General features: G+C 21.5%; 16 protein-coding genes. 1 reads left to right on the top strand and 15 read right to left on the bottom strand.

Annotated elements, in window-relative coordinates:
* The 7 genes from ATP_RS01490 to ATP_RS01460 all read right to left on the bottom strand — a co-directional run bounded on the left by ATP_RS01490 (position 1) and on the right by ATP_RS01460 (position 8,491).
* Positions 1-900: an RluA family pseudouridine synthase gene (locus ATP_RS01490; RefSeq protein WP_012504422.1), complete on the bottom strand. Its 900-nt coding sequence runs from the start codon at positions 898-900 to the stop codon at positions 1-3.
* 107 nt (positions 901-1,007) lie between these two features.
* Positions 1,008-3,068: an ATP-dependent zinc metalloprotease FtsH gene (ftsH, locus tag ATP_RS01485; protein ID WP_012504421.1), complete on the bottom strand. Its 2,061-nt coding sequence runs from the start codon at positions 3,066-3,068 to the stop codon at positions 1,008-1,010.
* 182 nt (positions 3,069-3,250) lie between these two features.
* The gene (tilS, locus tag ATP_RS01480) at positions 3,251-4,498 is read right to left on the bottom strand and encodes a tRNA lysidine(34) synthetase TilS (RefSeq protein WP_012504420.1); all 1,248 of its coding nucleotides are present in this window, start codon (positions 4,496-4,498) and stop codon (positions 3,251-3,253) included.
* A gap of 34 nt (positions 4,499-4,532) precedes the next feature.
* Positions 4,533-6,257 (bottom strand): aspartate--tRNA ligase, encoded by a 1,725-nt coding sequence (gene aspS / locus ATP_RS01475; RefSeq protein ID WP_012504419.1) that lies wholly within the window; start codon positions 6,255-6,257, stop codon positions 4,533-4,535.
* Positions 6,254-7,522, bottom strand: a complete 1,269-nt coding sequence (hisS, locus tag ATP_RS01470) for a histidine--tRNA ligase (RefSeq protein ID WP_420887221.1) — start codon at positions 7,520-7,522, stop codon at positions 6,254-6,256. The genes aspS and hisS overlap by 4 nt, the downstream gene beginning before the upstream one ends.
* Positions 7,523-7,896: 374 nt before the next feature.
* A complete protein-coding gene (gene rpsO, locus ATP_RS01465) occupies positions 7,897-8,112 on the bottom strand; it encodes a 30S ribosomal protein S15 (protein WP_012504417.1) in 216 nt (71 codons plus the stop codon).
* A 43-nt stretch (positions 8,113-8,155) separates the two neighbouring features.
* Positions 8,156-8,491, bottom strand: coding sequence for a cyclic-di-AMP receptor (locus ATP_RS01460; protein ID WP_231834340.1), 336 nt, complete (start codon positions 8,489-8,491; stop codon positions 8,156-8,158).
* 453 nt (positions 8,492-8,944) lie between these two features.
* On the opposite strand from ATP_RS01460, the gene ATP_RS02895 reads away from it, so the two are divergent.
* Positions 8,945-9,712, top strand: a complete 768-nt coding sequence (locus ATP_RS02895; protein WP_012504415.1) for a hypothetical protein — start codon at positions 8,945-8,947, stop codon at positions 9,710-9,712.
* A gap of 97 nt (positions 9,713-9,809) precedes the next feature.
* On the opposite strand, the gene ATP_RS01450 is transcribed toward ATP_RS02895, so the two are convergent.
* The 8 genes from ATP_RS01450 to ATP_RS01410 all read right to left on the bottom strand — a co-directional run bounded on the left by ATP_RS01450 (position 9,810) and on the right by ATP_RS01410 (position 19,417).
* Positions 9,810-10,238, bottom strand: a complete 429-nt coding sequence (locus ATP_RS01450) for a hypothetical protein (protein WP_041186076.1) — start codon at positions 10,236-10,238, stop codon at positions 9,810-9,812.
* A gap of 23 nt (positions 10,239-10,261) precedes the next feature.
* Entirely contained in the window at positions 10,262-13,129 is a 2,868-nt protein-coding gene (locus ATP_RS01445; RefSeq protein WP_012504413.1) for a S1 family peptidase, read from the bottom strand.
* 254 nt (positions 13,130-13,383) lie between these two features.
* Positions 13,384-13,650 carry a hypothetical protein gene (locus ATP_RS01440; protein ID WP_012504412.1) on the bottom strand — a complete coding sequence of 89 codons (267 nt, stop codon included), beginning with the start codon at positions 13,648-13,650 and terminating at the stop codon, positions 13,384-13,386.
* Between the two features lie 36 nt (positions 13,651-13,686).
* Positions 13,687-14,865, bottom strand: a complete 1,179-nt coding sequence (locus ATP_RS02775; protein WP_012504411.1) for a hypothetical protein — start codon at positions 14,863-14,865, stop codon at positions 13,687-13,689.
* Between the two features lie 504 nt (positions 14,866-15,369).
* Entirely contained in the window at positions 15,370-17,478 is a 2,109-nt protein-coding gene (locus tag ATP_RS01430; protein ID WP_012504410.1) for an N-6 DNA methylase, read from the bottom strand.
* Complete coding sequence (locus tag ATP_RS02930; RefSeq protein WP_269445975.1) at positions 17,468-17,599, bottom strand: hypothetical protein; 132 nt, start codon at positions 17,597-17,599, stop codon at positions 17,468-17,470. The genes ATP_RS01430 and ATP_RS02930 overlap by 11 nt, the downstream gene beginning before the upstream one ends.
* Before the next feature lie 104 nt (positions 17,600-17,703).
* Positions 17,704-18,177 (bottom strand): Panacea domain-containing protein, encoded by a 474-nt coding sequence (locus tag ATP_RS01420; RefSeq protein WP_012504408.1) that lies wholly within the window; start codon positions 18,175-18,177, stop codon positions 17,704-17,706.
* A 421-nt stretch (positions 18,178-18,598) separates the two neighbouring features.
* Positions 18,599-19,417: a hypothetical protein gene (locus ATP_RS01410; RefSeq protein ID WP_012504407.1), complete on the bottom strand. Its 819-nt coding sequence runs from the start codon at positions 19,415-19,417 to the stop codon at positions 18,599-18,601.
* Positions 19,418-19,465: the final 48 nt, after the last annotated feature.

Raw genomic sequence — 19,465 nt, 5'->3', positions numbered from 1 at the left:
TTATTTTATAGATAATTTTTTAACAACATTTTGAAATCCAATAGGTAAAATACTTTCTAAAAAAATATTTTTTTTAGTTATAGGATGAATAAACTCTATTTTTTTAGAATGTAAAAATTGACTCTCATTAGAGTAACAATTCTCTTTTAAACCATATAATTTATCACCTAATATATGATGTTTTAAATAAGATAAATGAACTCGAATTTGATGTGTTCTACCTGTTTCTAATTGGCATTCTATTAAAGAAAAATTATTAAAATATTTTAAAACTTTAAAATAAGTAATAGATGGTTTGCCGTTTTTTACAACCGCCATCTTTATACGATTATGAGGATGTCTGCCAATAGGCAAAATAATTTTACCTTGTTTTTCCAAGTGCCCATGAATTAAAGCCCAATAATACCTTTTTATTTCTCTTTTTTGAATAGACAATTGTAATTGTTGTCTAATTTCTTCACTTTTAGCTACCAAAATCAAACCAGTTGTGTCTTTATCTAAACGATGAACTATTCCAGGTCTTAAACCATCCATTTTTCTAAAATTTTTAATTTGAAATAATAAACCATTGATCAAAGTAACTCCAGAAAAAGTTATAGAAGGATGAATAACTAAATTTTTCGGTTTATCTATAACAGCTAAAAATTCATCTTCATAAATAATTTCTAAATTTAAATCAATAGGTTGTAAAACATTAAGAGGTGTTGAAGGAATAAATACTTTTATATGATCATTTTCTTTTAAAATATAACTTTTTTTAGATGGTTTATTATTAACTAAAATTTTTCCCAAAATTATTAATTTTTGACATCTGTTTTTACTAAAATTAATTTTTTTATTTAAAAAATGATCTAAACGCATACCTTTTTCTACATCAATAATAAAAAATTCTTCCCCCAAATTTATTTTTTCCTTTCTAGTAAAAAATATTATAATTAAAAAATAAAAAATCTCTTAAAAAAGAGATTTTATAAAACATTAATATAAATATAAAATTATATTTATTTTTATTTATTACAGTCTTCTTTTTCTGATTTTTGAAGATTTTTTTTTAATTTATCTTTTTCCCACCATTCAATAATACCAGTGTTTAAAATTTCTTCTAAATCTTTTTGAGTAATAGTTTCTATTTCTAATAAATATTTAGAAATTAAATCTAAAAGATCTCTGTTTTCAGTAATAATTTTCTTAGCATTTTGATAACAATAATCAATTATTTTTTGAATTTCTTTATCAATTTCCACAGCTTTAGAATCTGAAAAATTTTTATAAAAATTATTTTCCATGTACTGAATAGGACCTAAATCACTCATACCATATTGAGTTACCATTTTTTTAGCAATTTCTGTAGCATATTTAAAATCACTATATGCACCATTCGAAACATCTTGAAATACTACTTCTTCAGCAGCACGGCCGCCTAAAAAAGAAGTTATCTGAGCTAAAAGTCTTTTTTTAGAAGAAAAAAAAGTTTCTTCTTGAGGTAAAGTTAAATTATATCCACCCGCATTACCTCTAGGAATAATTGTTACTTTTTGAATCTGGTCAGCTTCTGGTAATTTCAAACCAATAACAGCATGGCCTGATTCGTGATATGCCACCATTCTTTTTTCTTTATCGTTATATTTTTTACTTTTTTTAGAAGGCCCCATTAAAACACGATCTAGGGCTTCGCTAATATCTTCGTTACAAATCACTAAAACGTTTCTTCTGGTGGCTAATAATGCAGATTCATTTAAAATTGCTTCTAATTGAGCTCCGTTAAATCCTGGAGTTTGTTTAGCTAAAGATTCAAAATCTACATCATCATTAAATTTTTTATTTCTAGCGTGTAGTTTCAAAATAGCTTCTCGATCTTTAACACTTGGTAAAGTAATATGAAAATGACGATCAAAACGACCTGGTCTAGTAACAGCAAGGTCTAAAGATTCTGGTTGATTTGTTGCTGCCATTACAATAACACCAATATTTTTAGTAAATCCATCCATTTCAACCAATAACTGATTTAAAGTTTGATCATGTTCACTATTACTATAATTTACACTCCCTCTTTGATGTGATATAGTTTCTATTTCATCAATAAAAATTATACAAGGAGCATTTTGTTTAGCTTCATTAAATAACTTTCTAATTCTAGAAGCACCTAATCCTACATATACTTCTATAAAATCAGAACCAGAAACAGCAAAAAAAGGTACTTTAGCTTCACCAGCAACAGCCTTTGCTAACAAAGTTTTTCCAACCCCAGGAGGTCCATATAATAAAACACCTTTAGGGATTCTAGCACCCATAGCTTCATATTTAAAAGGGTTTTTTAAAAAATTAATCAATTCTGACATTTCTTCTTTTTCTTCATCAGCTCCAGCAATATCTTTAAAAGTAAATTCTTGTTGATTAACTAAAACTTTTTGTCTTGATATATTTAAATTTTTTCCAGAAATTTGGGCGCTAGTTTTTTCAATACTGTTGTATATAAAATAAAATATAATAATTAAAATACAAATATTAACAGCGGAAATAAAAGGAGCAAATCCAAAATAAGGCTGATACGGTATTCTTTGTAATGGAATCAAATTAGTTTTTTCCTTAATTTTAGTAATCATTTGTGATAAATTTGTAATATTATCTTTTTTATCTATAGGTGTTCCTATAATTTCAAAACAAATTTTCATTATTTCTTTATAAGTTTCTTGATCAACATTAGGAAATTTCAGTTCTTTCTCCCATTCAAAAGAATCTTTATTTCCCGTTCCCCATTGGAAAACAATTAAATAAGAACCATAATTTGAAGTTTCGTGAATGTCAAATTTTTTTATTTTTATAATTTTAGTCTTGTCTTCTTTTGATTCTTTTGATTCTTTTGATTCTTTTTTTGATTCTTCTGTTGATTTTGTTTGTAATTCTTTAATTTCTTTTAATACAGCAATAATTTCTGAAGGTTTATTATTGTCATGTTGATGACTAATTTCCATCATAATTAAACAATACAATAAACTTAAAAGTAAGAAAATAAAACAAAACCAAAAAATATTAAAATTTTTAAAAATGTCTTTTATATTTTTTTTCATTAACTTAATATTCCTTATTATGTAATAGTCAAAAAAATAAAATTATAAATTTTTTAATTTAAAATTCTATTTATATAATTTAATTGCTTTATAATTTATTTTTATTTTAATTAAAATAAAATATAAAAATTGATAATTATTATAATTTATTTTATCATAAAAAAAAAACTATATTAAAATGATTATTTTAAAATTAAATAGCAATTATTTTTTTTACCTAAAGTTTTATTAATATATATTTGTGGTATCCATAAAATTTGATCTTGATCATCAACTATTAACCATAATTCTTCTCTTTTGTATAAAGGTATTTTTTTTTCAATTAAAAAACTTTTTAATTTTTTTGTACCATATAAAAATTTTATAATGTCGCCTTGTTTACGATGTCTTAATTTTAAAGGCAATAATAAATTATCATAATAAATTTGACACATGTGATTAAAAATAAAATTTATTAATTCTAAAAATAAAACCATACATAAAATAGGTTTTTTAAATTGTTTTAAAGATTTTTTTGTTTTATCTAACAAAAAAAAATGATCATAACTTTTAACAAATTGAAAATTTTTAGAAATATCCCAACATAAATTAGGTTTAAGTTTTTCTTTTAAACCCTTGATAATATCTTGCAATAAATTAAAATTTTTAAAAATATTTTTATTTTCGAACAAAAACAAAATAATATCTTTTTGTACTGTTGAATGTAAATCTAAAAAAATTTTTAAACAAAAAAGATTAGAATTTTGTAATTTAAAAAAATTTTTTGTTTCATTTCTAATAAATTTATGAGCACCCAAGAGTTGAAAATGATAAATTTTAATATGTTTTAAAAAATTAATATCTTTTTTGAACCAAGGAATAATTTGATTACGAATTTCATTACGTTTATAAATATCTAAAGTATTAGTAATATCATCTAAATAATGAATATTATTTTTTTTTGCATAGTTTAAAATTTCTTTTTTGTTTACATATAAAAAAGGTTTTAAAAAATAAAAATCAGAAATTTTTTGTTTAACTTGCATACCACCGCTATATCCTAACAAAGAACTCCCTCGAGAAATTTTCATAAAAATATTTTCTGCCAAATCATCTAAATGATGAGCTGTTATAATATAATAAGTACGATAAAGCAAAGCAACCGATTGTAAATTTTTTTGTCTTAAAAGCCTAGATTCATTTTGAAAATTATTTGATAGTGGTTTAATTTCAAAATAAAAAAAAGGGATGTTATTTTTTAAACAATAATTTTCTACTAATATTTTATCTTTAAATGATTCTTTTCTTTTTAAATGATTAAAATGAACTACAGCTAAACGAATATTTTTATGAAATAAAACATTTAATAAAACCATTGAGTCTACTCCACCACTAACTGAAATAATATAAAATAATTTTTTATTTAAATTAATGGATAAACTAATACACATATTAAATTCCTTTTAATAAAAGTAATTAAAAAAATTAATAATTTAAATTTAAAATTTTTAATTGTTCTTGTTCTACAGAATCAGGAGTTTCTAACATTAAATCTTTAGCACTTTGAGTCTTAGGAAAACCAATAACATTTCTAATATTATTAGTTTTATTAAATAACATAGATAAACGATCTAATCCTAAAGCAATACCACCATGAGGTGGAGTTCCATATTTTAAAGACTCTATAAAAAAACCAAATTTTTTTTCAATTTCTACTTCGGTAAAACCTAAAGTTTTAAACATTAATTGTTGAATACTATAATCATTAATTCTTAAAGATCCGCCACCAATTTCATAACCATTCCATACTAAATCATAAGATTGTGCAAAAGATTTAATCGGGTTTTTTTTGAAAATTGATATATCTTTAGGAGCAGTAAAGGGATGATGAGTACTGTAATATCTATTAGTTTTAACATCAAACTCAAATAATGGAAAATCTGTAATCCATAATAGTGATTCTCTATTATAATCAATTAAATTTAAATCTTGAGCCAATTGATTTCTAACAAAACCTAAAGCTTTATTAATATATAATTGATCTTGTGAATAATCATTAAAAGAAAAAAAAATTTCATCTTCCTTCAAAAAACTATTATCATTGATATGTTGACTTAAAAAACCTTTAATAACCTGATTTTCTTTTTTTAATGTAACTAAATTTAAATTATATTTTTCTTTTAACAATGATTTATATTTATTTATTATTTTATTTGTTAAATTTATTTTTGAAAAATTTTTTTTAACTTTAATGCCTCTAATTTCTGAATTAAAAATATTTTTTTGTATAAATTCTTGTTTTAAATAATGAGTAATATTTTCAATAGGAAGTTCAAATCGTAAATCTGGTTTATCGGTACCATAAGTATTTATAGCTTTTTCATAAGTTAATGTTAAAAAAGGTGAAGATAAATTTTTATACCAAATTTTTTGAAACAAATCAATCATTATATTTTCAATCAAATGCATAATATTTTTTTTGGTTAAAAAAGATGTTTCAATATCTATTTGTGTAAATTCAGGTTGCCTGTCAGATCTTAAATCTTCATCACGAAAACAACGTGCTATTTGAAAATATCTTTCAAAACCGGATATCATATATAATTGTTTAAAAATTTGAGGAGATTGAGGTAAAGCATAAAATTTACCAGCATAAAGTCTAGATGGCACTAAATAATCTCGCGCACCTTCTGGAGTTGATTTTGATAATAAAGGAGTTTCTAGTTCTAAAAAATCATTAACTAAAAGATTTTGACGAATAATTTGAGTAATATTATGTCTAGTTATTAAAAATAATTTCATTTCATTTCTTCTTAAATCTAAATAACGATATTTTAATCTTATTTCTTCTAAAGATTCAATAGAAGTTGAATTAATACTAAAAGGTAAAGTTTTGGCCGGAGATAATATAAATAATTCAGATATTAAAACCTCAATATCGTTTGTAATTGATTTTTTATTTTTATTAATACGTTCTATTACTAAACCTTTTACTTCAACAACAGTTTCTATTTTTAAACATAAAATTTGTTGATACTGCAAATGATCAGATTTAACAATTAATTGAACATTACCTGTAAAATCTCTTAAATCTAAAAAAATCATTTTGCCTAAATTTCTTTTATTTGATATCCAACCTTTTAAATAAACTTGTTCTCCTATATGTTGTAAATTTAAATCATTATTATTATGAGTATATTTAATATTCATAAATCAAGTTCCTTTTTTAAAAATTTAATCATTTCTAATTGAGATAATTTTTTTTGATTTTGATTAATAGTATTTTTTATAGAAATTTCATTATTTTTATCTTCTTTTTCACCTAAAATCACAAAGTATTTAGGATTATATTTTAAAGCTTTTTTTAATTGTTTTAAAAAAGGTAAAAAACGATAATTAATTTCAGTTTTAATACCGGCATTTCTTAATTGATTTACTAAAAATAAAGATTTAAAAAATAATTTAGAATCTAAAAATAAAAAATAAACATCTATTTGATTATTATTAGAATATTCTAATAAATCGTATTTTTTTAAAACCGAAATTAAACGTTCAGTTCCTAAAGCAAAACCAATTCCTGAAGTTTTATGACCACCTAAAATTTCAACTAATCGATCATAACATCCTCCTCCACCTAAACTATTTCGTTTTCCGATAGAATCTGAATTTAAAATAATTTCAAAAACAGTATGATTATAATAATCCAAACCTCTTACTAAATGAGGGCAAATTTGAAAATTAATTTTCATAAATTTTAAACCTTTAATTACAGAATCAAAACGTTGTTTGGAAAAATCATTTAAATAATCCGTAATTAATGGTACTGATTTTAAAAAATTTTTTTGTGCACAAGTTTTACAATCTAAAATTCTTAAAGAATTTTTTTTTAATCTTTCTTTACATAAAGAACATAAAAAAATATCTTGTTTTTTAATATAATCATTAAAAACTTTAATATATTTTTTATAAGAACTTTCATCACCCAAAGTATTAATAATAATTTTAAAATCCTTTAATCCTAAAAAAATTAACATTTCTGAAACCGTCGCAATAACTTCTAAATCTAAAAAAGGAGTATTATCGCCTAAAACTTCAACCCCTATTTGATGAAATTGACGATAGCGACCTTTTTGTGGTCTTTCGTAACGAAAAAAAGAACCTAAATAATAAAATTTATTTAAATTTTCGTTAAAGTCTAATTTATTTTCAATATAACTACGAACAACACCTGCTGTACCTTCTGGCCTTAAAGCAATAAGTCTACCTTTTTTATCATAAAAATTATAAATTTCTTTGTTAACCATATCAGAATGTGTTGCTGTTCGATTAAAAATTTCGTTGTATTCTATTATGGGAGTTCTAATTTCTAGATAATTATAATTTTCAAAAAAAAATTTAACTTTTTTTTCTAATTCTTGCCATTGTGATATTTCATCAAATAATAAATCGTATGTACCTTTAGGTTTTTTGATAATCATAAAAATTCATTAAAATCCTTTTAATTCATTAAAGAATAAATTCTAATTATATTTCAAATCATATAATTTTATTTTATTTTTAAAATTTTTAATTTAAATATACAATTTCTTTTAATAAATAATTTCATTATTTAAAAATATTTATTAAAAATATATATAATTATGACATATAAAATAATAAAAAAATACAGCATTTAATTATGGATATAATTAAAATTATTTCAAAAAGTAAAATTTTATTAAGTTAAATAAATAATAAAAAACAAATAAATCAAAATTTAATCGTTTTATTAAATATAAATATTTTAAATTTTAATTATTTGTTTTTTAAATTATTTTTTTAATAATAATGATGATAAAAATTTTTATTTTTATGATTTTAAATATTTCAATAATTTTTGTTTTTTTCTACTTTTTATAAACAAACCTCTTTTTGAATGATAATCATGAGGATGTTCTTTTAAATGATTACTATTTTTAATATCTTCATCTAAAAGAGCTATTTGAACTTCAGTTGAACCAGTATCTCCTTTAAAGCGTTGATGTTTTTCTATAATTATTTTTTTTTGTTCTTTGCTTAATGCCATGTTTAAAGCCTTTCATTTTTTTCAAATTAATTTTTAACTATAGTTATAATTTAACAAATTGTTCAATATCTAAAACAAAAGTAATCGAACCACCTGTAGTAATTTCGTTAGATAAATTATAATAAGCACCAAATTGGTTTATAATATTATTTGGGATCATTTGAGTTTTCTTTTTAGAATAATCCTTTATTATTTTTAATATTTGTTCTACTTGGCTTTCTTTTGCTCCTATAACAAAAGTAGAATTATTTTCTTTCAAAAAACCTCCTTTAGTGGCTAATCTAGTAATAAAAAAATTTTTTTTAATTAAATTATTTTGAATTTCACTAGCGTTTTCATAAGAAACAATTGATAAAATTAATTTCATTTTCTCTTGCATATGAATATTATACCTTAAATATAAATTTATTCATAATACTTATAAATATTCCAATATTAAATTTTAATTATTATTATTAAAAAAGGAGGCACAAAAATTTTAAAATATTATTTTATTACTTTTTATTTAATTTTTTGTTTTTTTATCGAATATTTTTATAATAAAAAAGAAAAAAATTATAAAAATTATTCAGAAGATAACAATAACAAAGAAAAAATAATAATTTGGAATAATAAAAAAAAATTATCCAATCATTACTTTAATAACAATAAAATATGGCAAAAAATTCAAAAAGAAATTCAATATTTAAAAAATAAATTACAAATATTTTTATCCAAATATGAAAAAAATATTAATATTTTTTCCAATAAATTAAAAACCGAAATAAATCAAATATTTCTTAAAAATTGGAATCAAATAGAAAAAATACATGTATTTTTAAATACTTCAGAATTGTATACATTAAAAAATATAACAATAAAATTAAATTTTGAAATAAAAGAATTATTAGAAAAAAATTATAAAGAGGATAATTTAATAGAATTAAAATTTAATTTTATAAATTTTAATAATATTTATGAAAAAATTTTAGAAAATAAAATAGAAGAAACGAAAACAGAAGCACAAGAAATAATTAATAAAATTGAAAAAAAAATAAAAAGTAATGAAATAACTAAAGACGAAAAACAAAAAGCTAATATTTTAATTCAAAATTTAAAAAATATATTAGAAACATCAAATATTTCTAAAATTAAACTTAAAATTAATCATTTATGGATTTTTGACCAAGAAATATTATTATTTCAAGAAATTGAAGAAGCTAAAAATACAGCTATTCTAAATATTGAAAATAGTCGTAAATATTTAAAATTATTTGAAAATGAATTTTCTTCCTATCAAAAAAAATTAATTCAAAATCAAATAAAAGAATTAGAATATGTTATAAAACAAAAAAAGATACCGTCATTAAAAATAGATCAAAAAACACTTAAATTAGCACAAATATTAGAACAAGTAATCAATAATAAAAATATTCAAGTATCAAACAAAAATAAAAAAATATTAAATATAAAAAAAAAATATTTTTACAAAAACGATAAAAAAATCAGTAATAAATCAACAAAAAATTATTTTTATTTTTTTGCTACTTTAATTATTATTAATATTACTTTAATCATGATGATTAAAATAGGAATCATTAAATTTATAAAAAAAATATAATAAAAAAATGACTACTTTTTAAGTAGCCATTTTTTTATTATATATAATTAATTAAAACAAATTAAATAACGTAATATTTATTATTTTATATGTATAACTATAATAATTGTGTCATTAAATTATTAACTAGAAATAAAATAATAGGTTTAAATGCTTTTATAACATATCCAAATATAAAAGATTTTTCCCCAACAACATCTATTAATTTATCTGTTAAATTATTAATTAAATCAATTATTGATTTTTTAACTTTTACATCTAAATTAATGATTGGCGTTGTGTTTGATGATTTATTTACTTCTTTAAATTCTGTAACTTTATTTATATTTTCTTGTTGATATTTAAAATTATTATTTTCATCTTGCTTAATTTTAATAAATGGATCTGTAATTTTTAAACATTCTTGATCTTTAAAACTTTTAGCTTTAATATCAATTGGAGATAATAAAAAACAAAATAAAATAAATATAAATAAAATTTTAAACAAATTAATTATTAAAAAATTTTTTTTGGGCGAAACATTCATCATATATTTCACCTCCTTCTTTACTAATCACTATAATTATAACATTTATTATATAAAAAATAAATATTTTTAAAAATTATTTTATCAAATCGTGAAAACAAAATAATACATAAATAATTCTTTTGTAAATAAAAAACTAACGAAGTTAAAAATAAATATAGCAACAAAAAAAAATATTGTTTAAATATTTTATTTTGTTGAAATTTCAAAATCATATTTTTGAATGAAACATTAACTTTTGTAAAAAAAGACAATTCATAAGATAAAAAATCTAAATCATTATTGATGCTAATTAATCTCCCTTTATGATCAAAAAAAAAACAAAAATTATTTAATTTCTTTTCAAAAAAATTTTTCATTTTAGGCTGGTCAAAAGGCAAATCCATAACAATAACATTATTTTTTTCAACATTATCATTCAAATTATAAAAAGATAAATTACTTTTTATTAAATATGAAGAAAAATTTTTATCATCAAAATTATTAACTACATATATATTTTCGCCCAACATAAATTCATTATCATTAACAGAAACATTGCAATAGTTATTTTTAGAATTAAATTTAATTAAACCTAAAAGATTGTTTTTGTCCGGAGTAAAAAAATAACTATCCATATAACCTACTTCTTCAAAAAAATCATTATTAATTTTTAATTTTAATTTTAATTTTGAAGATAAAAAATATTTAACTTGTTGTAATTTTCTCTCATATTCAGAATTAATATATTTTTTAGTTAAAATAGAATAAACAAAATAATTTTCTTGATTTAATGTACTTATTTTCTTTTTGTCAATAATAATACCTATATTATCATCATAATTATCAAATAAAACAAAACTATTAATAATATTTTGACTTATTTTTTGTTGATAAATTTCTTGCAAATGTGTATTTTCAACAATATCATTTTTAATATTTGTAAATAAATTCGAATTATTTTTATTAAATTTATTTTCTAAAATAAAAAATACCTTATCCTCAGAATTATCATTTAATGAAAAAATATATGTATTTCTCGAAATAAATGAATTTGTAAAATTAGTTTTTTCTATAATAATTTTATATTTAAATTCTTCTTTATTTTTACTATCAAAAAAAATATTTAATTGTTCTATTTTTGGATCATATTCTATCAAATTAGATGATTCATTAAAACCTTGAATAGTAAATTGAACTAAATTATTATGATTCAAAATATTATTACATTGAGGTAAAATCAACTCTTTGATATTAGCTGAAATAATATTTTCTAAAGAAATCAACAATTTTTCTTCAATATTATTAAATATATTATTGCGAAAATTAATAATTTTTTTTTTAGTATCTAAAATAATATCAGGATCTTTAGGATTTAAAAATGCTATTTTATCATTATTATAAGATTTTAAATCCATAATATTTTTGATTTTTGGTTTAATATAATTTATATTAATAGATTGTGATAAATTATTCGGTTTACTAGAAGATTTATTAATCCCAATTAAAGAACCTTTATAATCAAAAAGAGGACTTCCGCTATTGCCGGGTTCTATAATTACATCAAAAATAATCTCCTTTTCAAAAAAAGTCGAAATAACCCCTTTTTTAAATAAATTAAAAAAAGTTTTATATTCATCTTCAAAATAAATTGTTTTTATTTTTTGTATTTGTGAACAAAGAACATAAACAGAATTTCCTATGTAAAAATCATTGGATAAATTTTTATCAAAATCAAGATTATCGATAATTTTATTAATATCAGTTAATATTTCTAAAGAATTATTTTGATATCTAAACTTTAAAACTGCTAAATCATCATATTCGTGATTATTATCAATATAAAAATGTACATTAGCTTTTATTTCAGGAGAAAAAAATTTATTTTGAATATGAAAAATTTTATTTTTAACATTTTGTTCATTTTCGTTATCCATATCAATAATAACATGTCGATTTGTTAAAACATAATATTCATATTCTGTATCTTTTATTTTGTGATATTTAAAAATAATACCAGATCCTAGTACACTGATTTTATCATCATCTTCTATACTATTAATAGAGTTAACAGCCACAGTAATTTTAGATAAATCCTGTTCTTTAGATAAAAAAAAATCTTTTTTATTCATAAAAGAATTATTTAAATTAGTATTTATTTTATTTTTAATATCTGTTGATTTATTAATATTTAAAATTAATTCTTGAGGCAATAAAGCCAAAATGAAATCTACATTAAAAACTAAATTTAAAAATTTAAAATGTTGATTATCTTTTTCTTTAATAAATTTTTTTTTAAATCCCACAAACTCACCTTTTTCATTAAAAAAAAATTTATTTTCTTTACCTTTTGTATAAACATAAAAAATAAATTCCGAATCATGTTCATCATCATTATTTAAAGAACTAATTACTCCTTCTTTATAAAAAACATTTTTTAAAAAATTATCTTTGGAAAAAGAATATAATGTATCACCTTTTTCATAAGTTTTTTTTTTTAAATCAAAACAGTTATATTTTTCTTGAGAAATAAAAGAATAAATATAAATTCCAAAATTATTTAAACGAGATGTTATTTCTTTAAAATTTTTATCATTAATTATATCTAATGAAATTAAATAATATTCAAATTTTTCTATTTTATCATTAGATTCTAATTTTTTTTTACTAAAAATTAAACTTAAAGGATACTTATCAATACTTAATAAATCTTTTTTTATAGTTTCTAATTTATCAGATTTTTGTTGATTAAAACTTAAATAATTTTTATCTATATAATTTTCTTTTTCATAATCTTTTATTATTGTTGAAAAAAAATAATATTTTGTAATAATAAAATAAAAAAATAATAAAAATAATAAATTAAAAAAAAACCAATAGTTTAAGTTAATTTTTTTATAATTTTGATTCATCCGAAAAACTTTCTATGTAAAATTTATAAACAATAATATTATAAAAATATTAAAAATTTAAATTATTTAAAAATTAATTTTTAAAATTAAAATTATAAAATTAATAATTTACAAATATTTTTATTAATATAAAAAAATTATAATTAAAAAATAAAAAATATCATTATTAACTTTATTATAGCATGAAACACTTCGTCCTTTAAGTGATTTTTAAATAAAAAAAAGACTACAGTTAATATAGTCTTTTAGTTAAGTTAGCATAAAAGTTTTCCACTTAAAATATCAGCATCAATTTTTTTTTCAAATTCAGTTTGGAATGATTCTAAAGTTGGTTTAGTTGGTGGTTTAAAAAGACTAACATCAGTTTCAAACTTAATACTATCTGGATATAAAATTGAACCTATACAAAGTAAATTACTATTGCCATTATTTTGAGAAACAAAATATTTTGGTACTTCGTTATTATATATACCAAAATACCAATTACTATCAAAATATCCAGCTATATGTTTATAATACAATCGATATTCGTCATCATGAGTTAGAGGATAAATATATCATTTGCCACCTATACCACCACGTGGATCAGTAATATTTTTAATTTTTCCTCTGTCTAAACAATAAAGAAGACGATTATTATTTCCTAAAATTGCTCTAATTTCTCCAATACGATATACATTTCCAGCTTTAAATATACGTTGATCTTTCCAATTTTGGAGATCGATTTCGTATTGTTTTAAGTCCTTGTTGTATTTGGTTTTTGCAGCTTTTTCCTTATCAAACCAAAATACGTGAGCGGTTTTAATGGTATCGTGTTTTTGCAACATATCTTGTAAAGTATATGTATCATCGGCATATGGATAAGATTTATTAGGATAAGCTTCAAAATAAGCTCCTAAAAGATTTGAATCGGGATTTTTAAAATAATAATATAAACAATTTTCCATAGGAATATTAAAACTTGGAATAATATCAACACCATCTATTTTAATATTATAATTAGATTGCATTAATGAAACAATTTCTTCCATGTTGGCAACATGATGGTTAATGATGTTGATTTTTTGAGGAGTTTTAATCGTAAATAAATAAACATTGTTGGCACCATTCGTTAATTTTAATAAATCGGCGAGTGAATATTTGGAAGGATTTTCGATAATTCGAATACCGCCGTCAAAATAAACCGCAGTAATAGCTTGATTTTGATAGGTGCCGGCTGGTAAAGGTAAAACCAATCCACAATCAACACTCATATTATAACTATTGAGATTAATAACTTTAGTAGTACTAATTATACGATTATTTAATAAATAATTATTAATCTGTTCGCGAATTGTGGTTTGATTAGTCTCCCCAGCAATCGTAATCGGAACTAAATGATAATTAACCTGTTCGTTCGGTAAAGTTTTATTTGCGTCCCAAAAAATAAATGCTTCCTCGATAAATGGTGCGTTTTGATAACTTAACATATCATCTAAAGTGTATTGATAATCAGCATAAGGATATTTAAGTTGATAAGGATTAAAACGCGGTTTAAAATAAGCATGTTTTAAATATCGATCGGGATTTTTAAAATACCAATTCAATGTGCTTTCATTAAACCGATTAAATCCAGGTGAATATCCGTTACAATTAACACCACGAATACCAAATAAAGCTAATATTTGATCCACATCTGTGGAATCTAAAATTTTAAAATGGTGAACTCTAGCATGCGGGGTTGATGGGGTAACCAATATTGATAAGTATATACATGAGGATCCGTAAAACTAATAGTTTCGGTAGTGTGCATGTGAAAACGAGAGCAACCGAGTTTTCTTAAAAGCACCATAAGCAGCATGAACTCCAACAGCAAGATTAATTAAACTAATAACTATTAAAAATTCGAGCGTTAATTGAATAATAAAATGTTTTAAAAACTGATACATTTAATTTTCACCTCCTTAGGGTTTAATTTTTGGTTTTAATTTGAATTTAAAAATAAAAAAAAGACTCTCATTAAGAGAATCTAGAACTTATAATTTATTTTTTGTAATTTATTTTTGTTTTAATTTAAATATTCAATTTAATTAATAATTCAATAAAAGTGTATAAATGAAAAAGAATATTTAAAATGAATTATCATTTATCAAAAAGTTTTAAAGATTATTTTTTAATTTTTTTGTTTTTTTTGTTTGTTTACTATCTTTAGTGTTTATTTTTTCATTATAAAGGGTAATATATTGTTTCTATAATAAATATTATAAGTTTTTACTATAAGGTAAAGTTTTAATATAATTTTCCATCAATTCCCAATCTGGTGTTCCTGCTTTATTTGTCGGCAATTTAATAATTGTCTTTTTGATACGTTTTTGATTGAAGCCTCTACCATAAGAATATCGAAATTGCTCTTGGTTAATAATAGTGGTTAAAAACATAGCAATATATTTATTTAATTTAAAATTTGGTTTTAATTGTTCGACATGGTCTGTAGCTGTAAATTTATTTTCTTGATAAAAACACGAACCTATCACCGCTGAATCAACAGTCAAAACATTTCCTTCTTCCGAATAAAAAGAATAAAATCCGTTAACTCCGTTGTTAGTCGCTCTAGTAGAAATATATGCATATTCACCTTTTTCATATTCTTCTATTTCTTCTTTAGATGTTGTTTTGGTTCCTTTAACTTTAAACAAATCTTTAATTTGAAAACTTTTACAATTTTTAAATATGTCAAAATAAGAATTTTTCGTTATGTTCGATTTTTTTGGTGTGAAAACAATTTTTTGGTTAAGTTTTTCTAACAAAGTAATTTCATCGAAATTTTTATTTAAAATTCCTAAATCTTTTTTTATTTGAAAAATAACATATTTTTTAATAGTTAACAAAAAATCTTTTTCGGTTAAGTGATTATAATTGGTTTTAACATATGCAAATGAAATCCATTCATCATTTTCTTTAATTTGGTGTTTTAAATAATTATAACCATCGTAATATTTGGAATGAAATTTATTTAAAAAATCTTTTTCAATATCACCCCATTTGTGAAAACGGTCAACTCTACCTTTGTTTTTAAATAAAACTAAACCATCATCTTCTAGGTTATAAAAATCAACTTCTTTATTGTTGTGAGGGATGTTAGTTTTAAAAATAGAAATTGCTGTATGCGTAGAAGCATTAGGTTCAAATATTTTTTTTGGCATTTGAATTATTTTTTCCAAAGTATGTTTTTTTAAAATTCTATTTCTGATTGGATTGTCATTTATGTAAGTACTTAAAGGTGCAATCATCACAACACGACCATCAACCAACTTTAACAGTTTTTCTAAAAACTCAATTTCTTTTTTAGTAGGGTTTATTGGTGTGCTTTTTCCAGCATAAGGTGGATTAATAAATCCAATGGTCGGTTTTTTTGTTCCCTCTTTGATTTTTTTATCAACTTCCTCACTGAAAAAATCTAAATTATAAATTTGTGATTTCCCGTCACCACGAAATAACATATTAGAAATTGATAAAGTATACATAGTAGGGTCTTTATCGAAACCGATAATTTGATTTTGTTTTATTTTATTAATTTCTTTTTCATTTTTATTATCTAATTTATCGATAATAGAATTCATGCCCGCAATTAAAAACCCGCCAGTGCCACAACAGGGATCTAAAACCACATCAGTACTACTAATATCAATTAATTTAGTAAATAATTCAGTAATATGTCTAGGTGTTAAAACAATGCCGTTTTTGACATTAGTTACACCAGCATATTTTAAAAAAACCTCATAAAAATTACCAATAATATCATAACTATATTTATTTTTGCTGTCTAATAGATGATAAATGTTTGTTTTCAATTCTTCTAAAACATCTTTAATTATTTCTAAACCATTATCTCCTAATAAGGATTTAATTAAACACATTTGTTCGTGTAAATATTTAATTTTTTCATCATTAATGTTTTGATTTAGTAAAACATTTGTTATAGCAATATTAATGTCTTGTAATAAACTGTCATAAGCACATTCATATTCTATTTTTCTTTGGTTTGCTTTTAATTTAGAATCATAAGAATATCGATTGTTTTTTTGATTATCAAACTCTTCTTTAAACTTGGTATTTTTTAAGCAAATTAATAAAATAGAAATTAAAATAGGTCTATATTGAACTTCTAATGGTCTTAATTGAATATTAATTATTCTAGCTGTTTTAGCTGATTGTTTTATAATAGTATCTAATTCGAATTTATTATTTTTAAATAATTGTAAATATTCATCATCATTTTTTAAAATTTCTGAAATCGATAATTTGTCTTTTAATTCTATAATAGAATTGTTTTTGATATAAAAATGAGTTAATTTGTGTTTATTTTCCATCATTTCTTCCTTTTTTATAACTATTTTTAATATTAGAATTATAGTATATTTGAGTTAATAATACAACTGATTCGTTTAATGTAGCAAATTGTTTTAATATTTTTTTAATTTGTTTTGACATTTTAATATTTTTCTTTTGTTTTTTGAATGTTATTTTTAAAAATAAAAATAAAAAAAACACCATTTAATGGTGTTGGTTAAAAAACTTTTAGAAAAATTTTATTATTATTTTAAATGTTTTAGTGAATTATTTTTAAAAAAATTATAAATTTTTGCAGTTGAAATAATGGCAATTGATATTTTTTTATTAGGATAATATGTAGTTTTCCACGGTGCTTCGTTGCGAGTTTGGGCAGTTAAAGTTCGTGAATCTTTATTACCATTTTTTTCAAGTACCAAATTTAATATTTTAATAACTTTACTAGGTAAAGGGTGTTTACTACATTTATATTTAAAAATATCTTTGCTTTCAGCAAGATATCTGATAAATTCAAAATAAACTGACGGTACTATTGGCCCAAAATCCCATGCATGTATTTCTTCTAAAAATAATGGTTGATTATAACAAACTAAATATTCAGCTTGCGCATAATATAATAATTTTTGTAATTGAGTAATACCGGTACCATATTTTTTACGACAATTTTCTAAAAGATATTTTCCAATATCAAAAATATTGAATTGATTTTTATTTTCCATTTTGAAATTCCTTTTCTTTTTTTAATTTAAAAATAAAAAAAACACCATTTAATGGTGTTGGGTTAGTTGATAATTTAATTGGGCGGTGTTTAAACCAGTGCTTGAAAGCATGCTTTGGTTTCGGTACTTTTTTTGTTTGGGATTGTATTTCAAACAGTACTCGAAAAGCATGCCTACAAGAAGGTTGTTGGTTTAGGCTGTTGAGAGTCAACAGTAAACCATCATCATTAAAAAACAATTAGGTTAAAGATGATAATTAATGATTAATAATGCTTAACAATCGATTCTTTCGATTCCGCTCGGGAAGCGAATTTTAAATCATGATAAAGATATTTTTAAACTGCTAATGCGGTTTAAAAATACTTGGTTATAATGATGAATATGAATTGCTTGCGGAATAACCGATAAATTTAATTAAGGTTTATTTTTGAATGTTGAAATGTTTGTTAATTTGTCGGGAAATGTGTTCGTCGAGAAGTTGTTTATCACTTTCATCAAGACTTGCGTATCGTTCTTTAAATTTTTTTTCATATTCTTGATTTAATTGTATTTGTTCGAGTAATAAATTTTCTTTTTTTCTTAATCCACTAATTTCTTTTTCAGCTAGTTCTTTATCACGCATTAATTTTATTACTTCATCGCGTAATTGTCCAGTTTTAGGACTACTAAATCCATTATGAATTTTACTTTGTTCGATGGCTTCTCTTTTAATATAAATATCTTTATCTAATGCGGTTATTCGAGGTTTATTTTTTTCAATTTGAGAATTAATTGGAGTAATTTGGTTTTGTAAATCGGTAATTTGTGTTTGAAATTTATTTAATTCTTGGTTTTGTTTGGTTTTATCATTTGAAATATCATTAATTAAACCTTGATAACTCGCTTTAATCTCATTAATAATTTTAATGACGTCAGCATTAAATGTTGGTGATAATGAAGTCACCACCGAATTTGCATCGGTACAATAAGCAGTAATGTCAGTAGATTGTGATAGCGAAATAGGAATTTTAGTGGTAGCTTTAGATTTTACCAATTCCGAATTACGAACCGGAATAATTGGTGGTGGATTAATATTTGTAGGGATAATTGGCATTTCCGGTTCACTTTTAGGACTCACTGATGATGGTTTAACAACTTTTGTATCTGGTGAAGTTGGATACGATTGAAAAATAATCACGCCAACAACAATTAAAATCAGCGTACCAAATAATAACAGCCAAACTTTTAATTTAAAACGCATTTTTTCCTCCTTTTTAATTTATTTTTGAATTAATAAAGTTAAAGTTTT

Source organism: Candidatus Phytoplasma mali (assembly GCF_000026205.1).
Taxonomy (GTDB): domain Bacteria; phylum Bacillota_I; class Bacilli_A; order Acholeplasmatales; family Acholeplasmataceae; genus Phytoplasma; species Phytoplasma mali.
The sequence above is the reverse complement of the archived record's forward strand: the minus strand, read 5'-3'. Positions and strand labels throughout refer to the sequence as shown.

Coding starts and splice junctions, on each gene's coding strand:
- ATP_RS01420 (WP_012504408.1), bottom strand. CDS start 18,177: ATGGAAAATAAAAATCAATTCAATATTTTTGATATTGGAAAATATCTT.
- tilS (WP_012504420.1), bottom strand. CDS start 4,498: ATGTGTATTAGTTTATCCATTAATTTAAATAAAAAATTATTTTATATT.
- aspS (WP_012504419.1), bottom strand. CDS start 6,257: ATGAATATTAAATATACTCATAATAATAATGATTTAAATTTACAACAT.
- ATP_RS01460 (WP_231834340.1), bottom strand. CDS start 8,491: ATGCAAGAGAAAATGAAATTAATTTTATCAATTGTTTCTTATGAAAAC.
- ATP_RS01430 (WP_012504410.1), bottom strand. CDS start 17,478: ATGGAAAATAAACACAAATTAACTCATTTTTATATCAAAAACAATTCT.
- ATP_RS02930 (WP_269445975.1), bottom strand. CDS start 17,599: ATGTCAAAACAAATTAAAAAAATATTAAAACAATTTGCTACATTAAAC.
- ATP_RS01450 (WP_041186076.1), bottom strand. CDS start 10,238: ATGAATGTTTCGCCCAAAAAAAATTTTTTAATAATTAATTTGTTTAAA.
- ATP_RS01445 (WP_012504413.1), bottom strand. CDS start 13,129: ATGAATCAAAATTATAAAAAAATTAACTTAAACTATTGGTTTTTTTTT.
- rpsO (WP_012504417.1), bottom strand. CDS start 8,112: ATGGCATTAAGCAAAGAACAAAAAAAAATAATTATAGAAAAACATCAA.
- ATP_RS01410 (WP_012504407.1), bottom strand. CDS start 19,417: ATGCGTTTTAAATTAAAAGTTTGGCTGTTATTATTTGGTACGCTGATT.
- ftsH (WP_012504421.1), bottom strand. CDS start 3,068: ATGAAAAAAAATATAAAAGACATTTTTAAAAATTTTAATATTTTTTGG.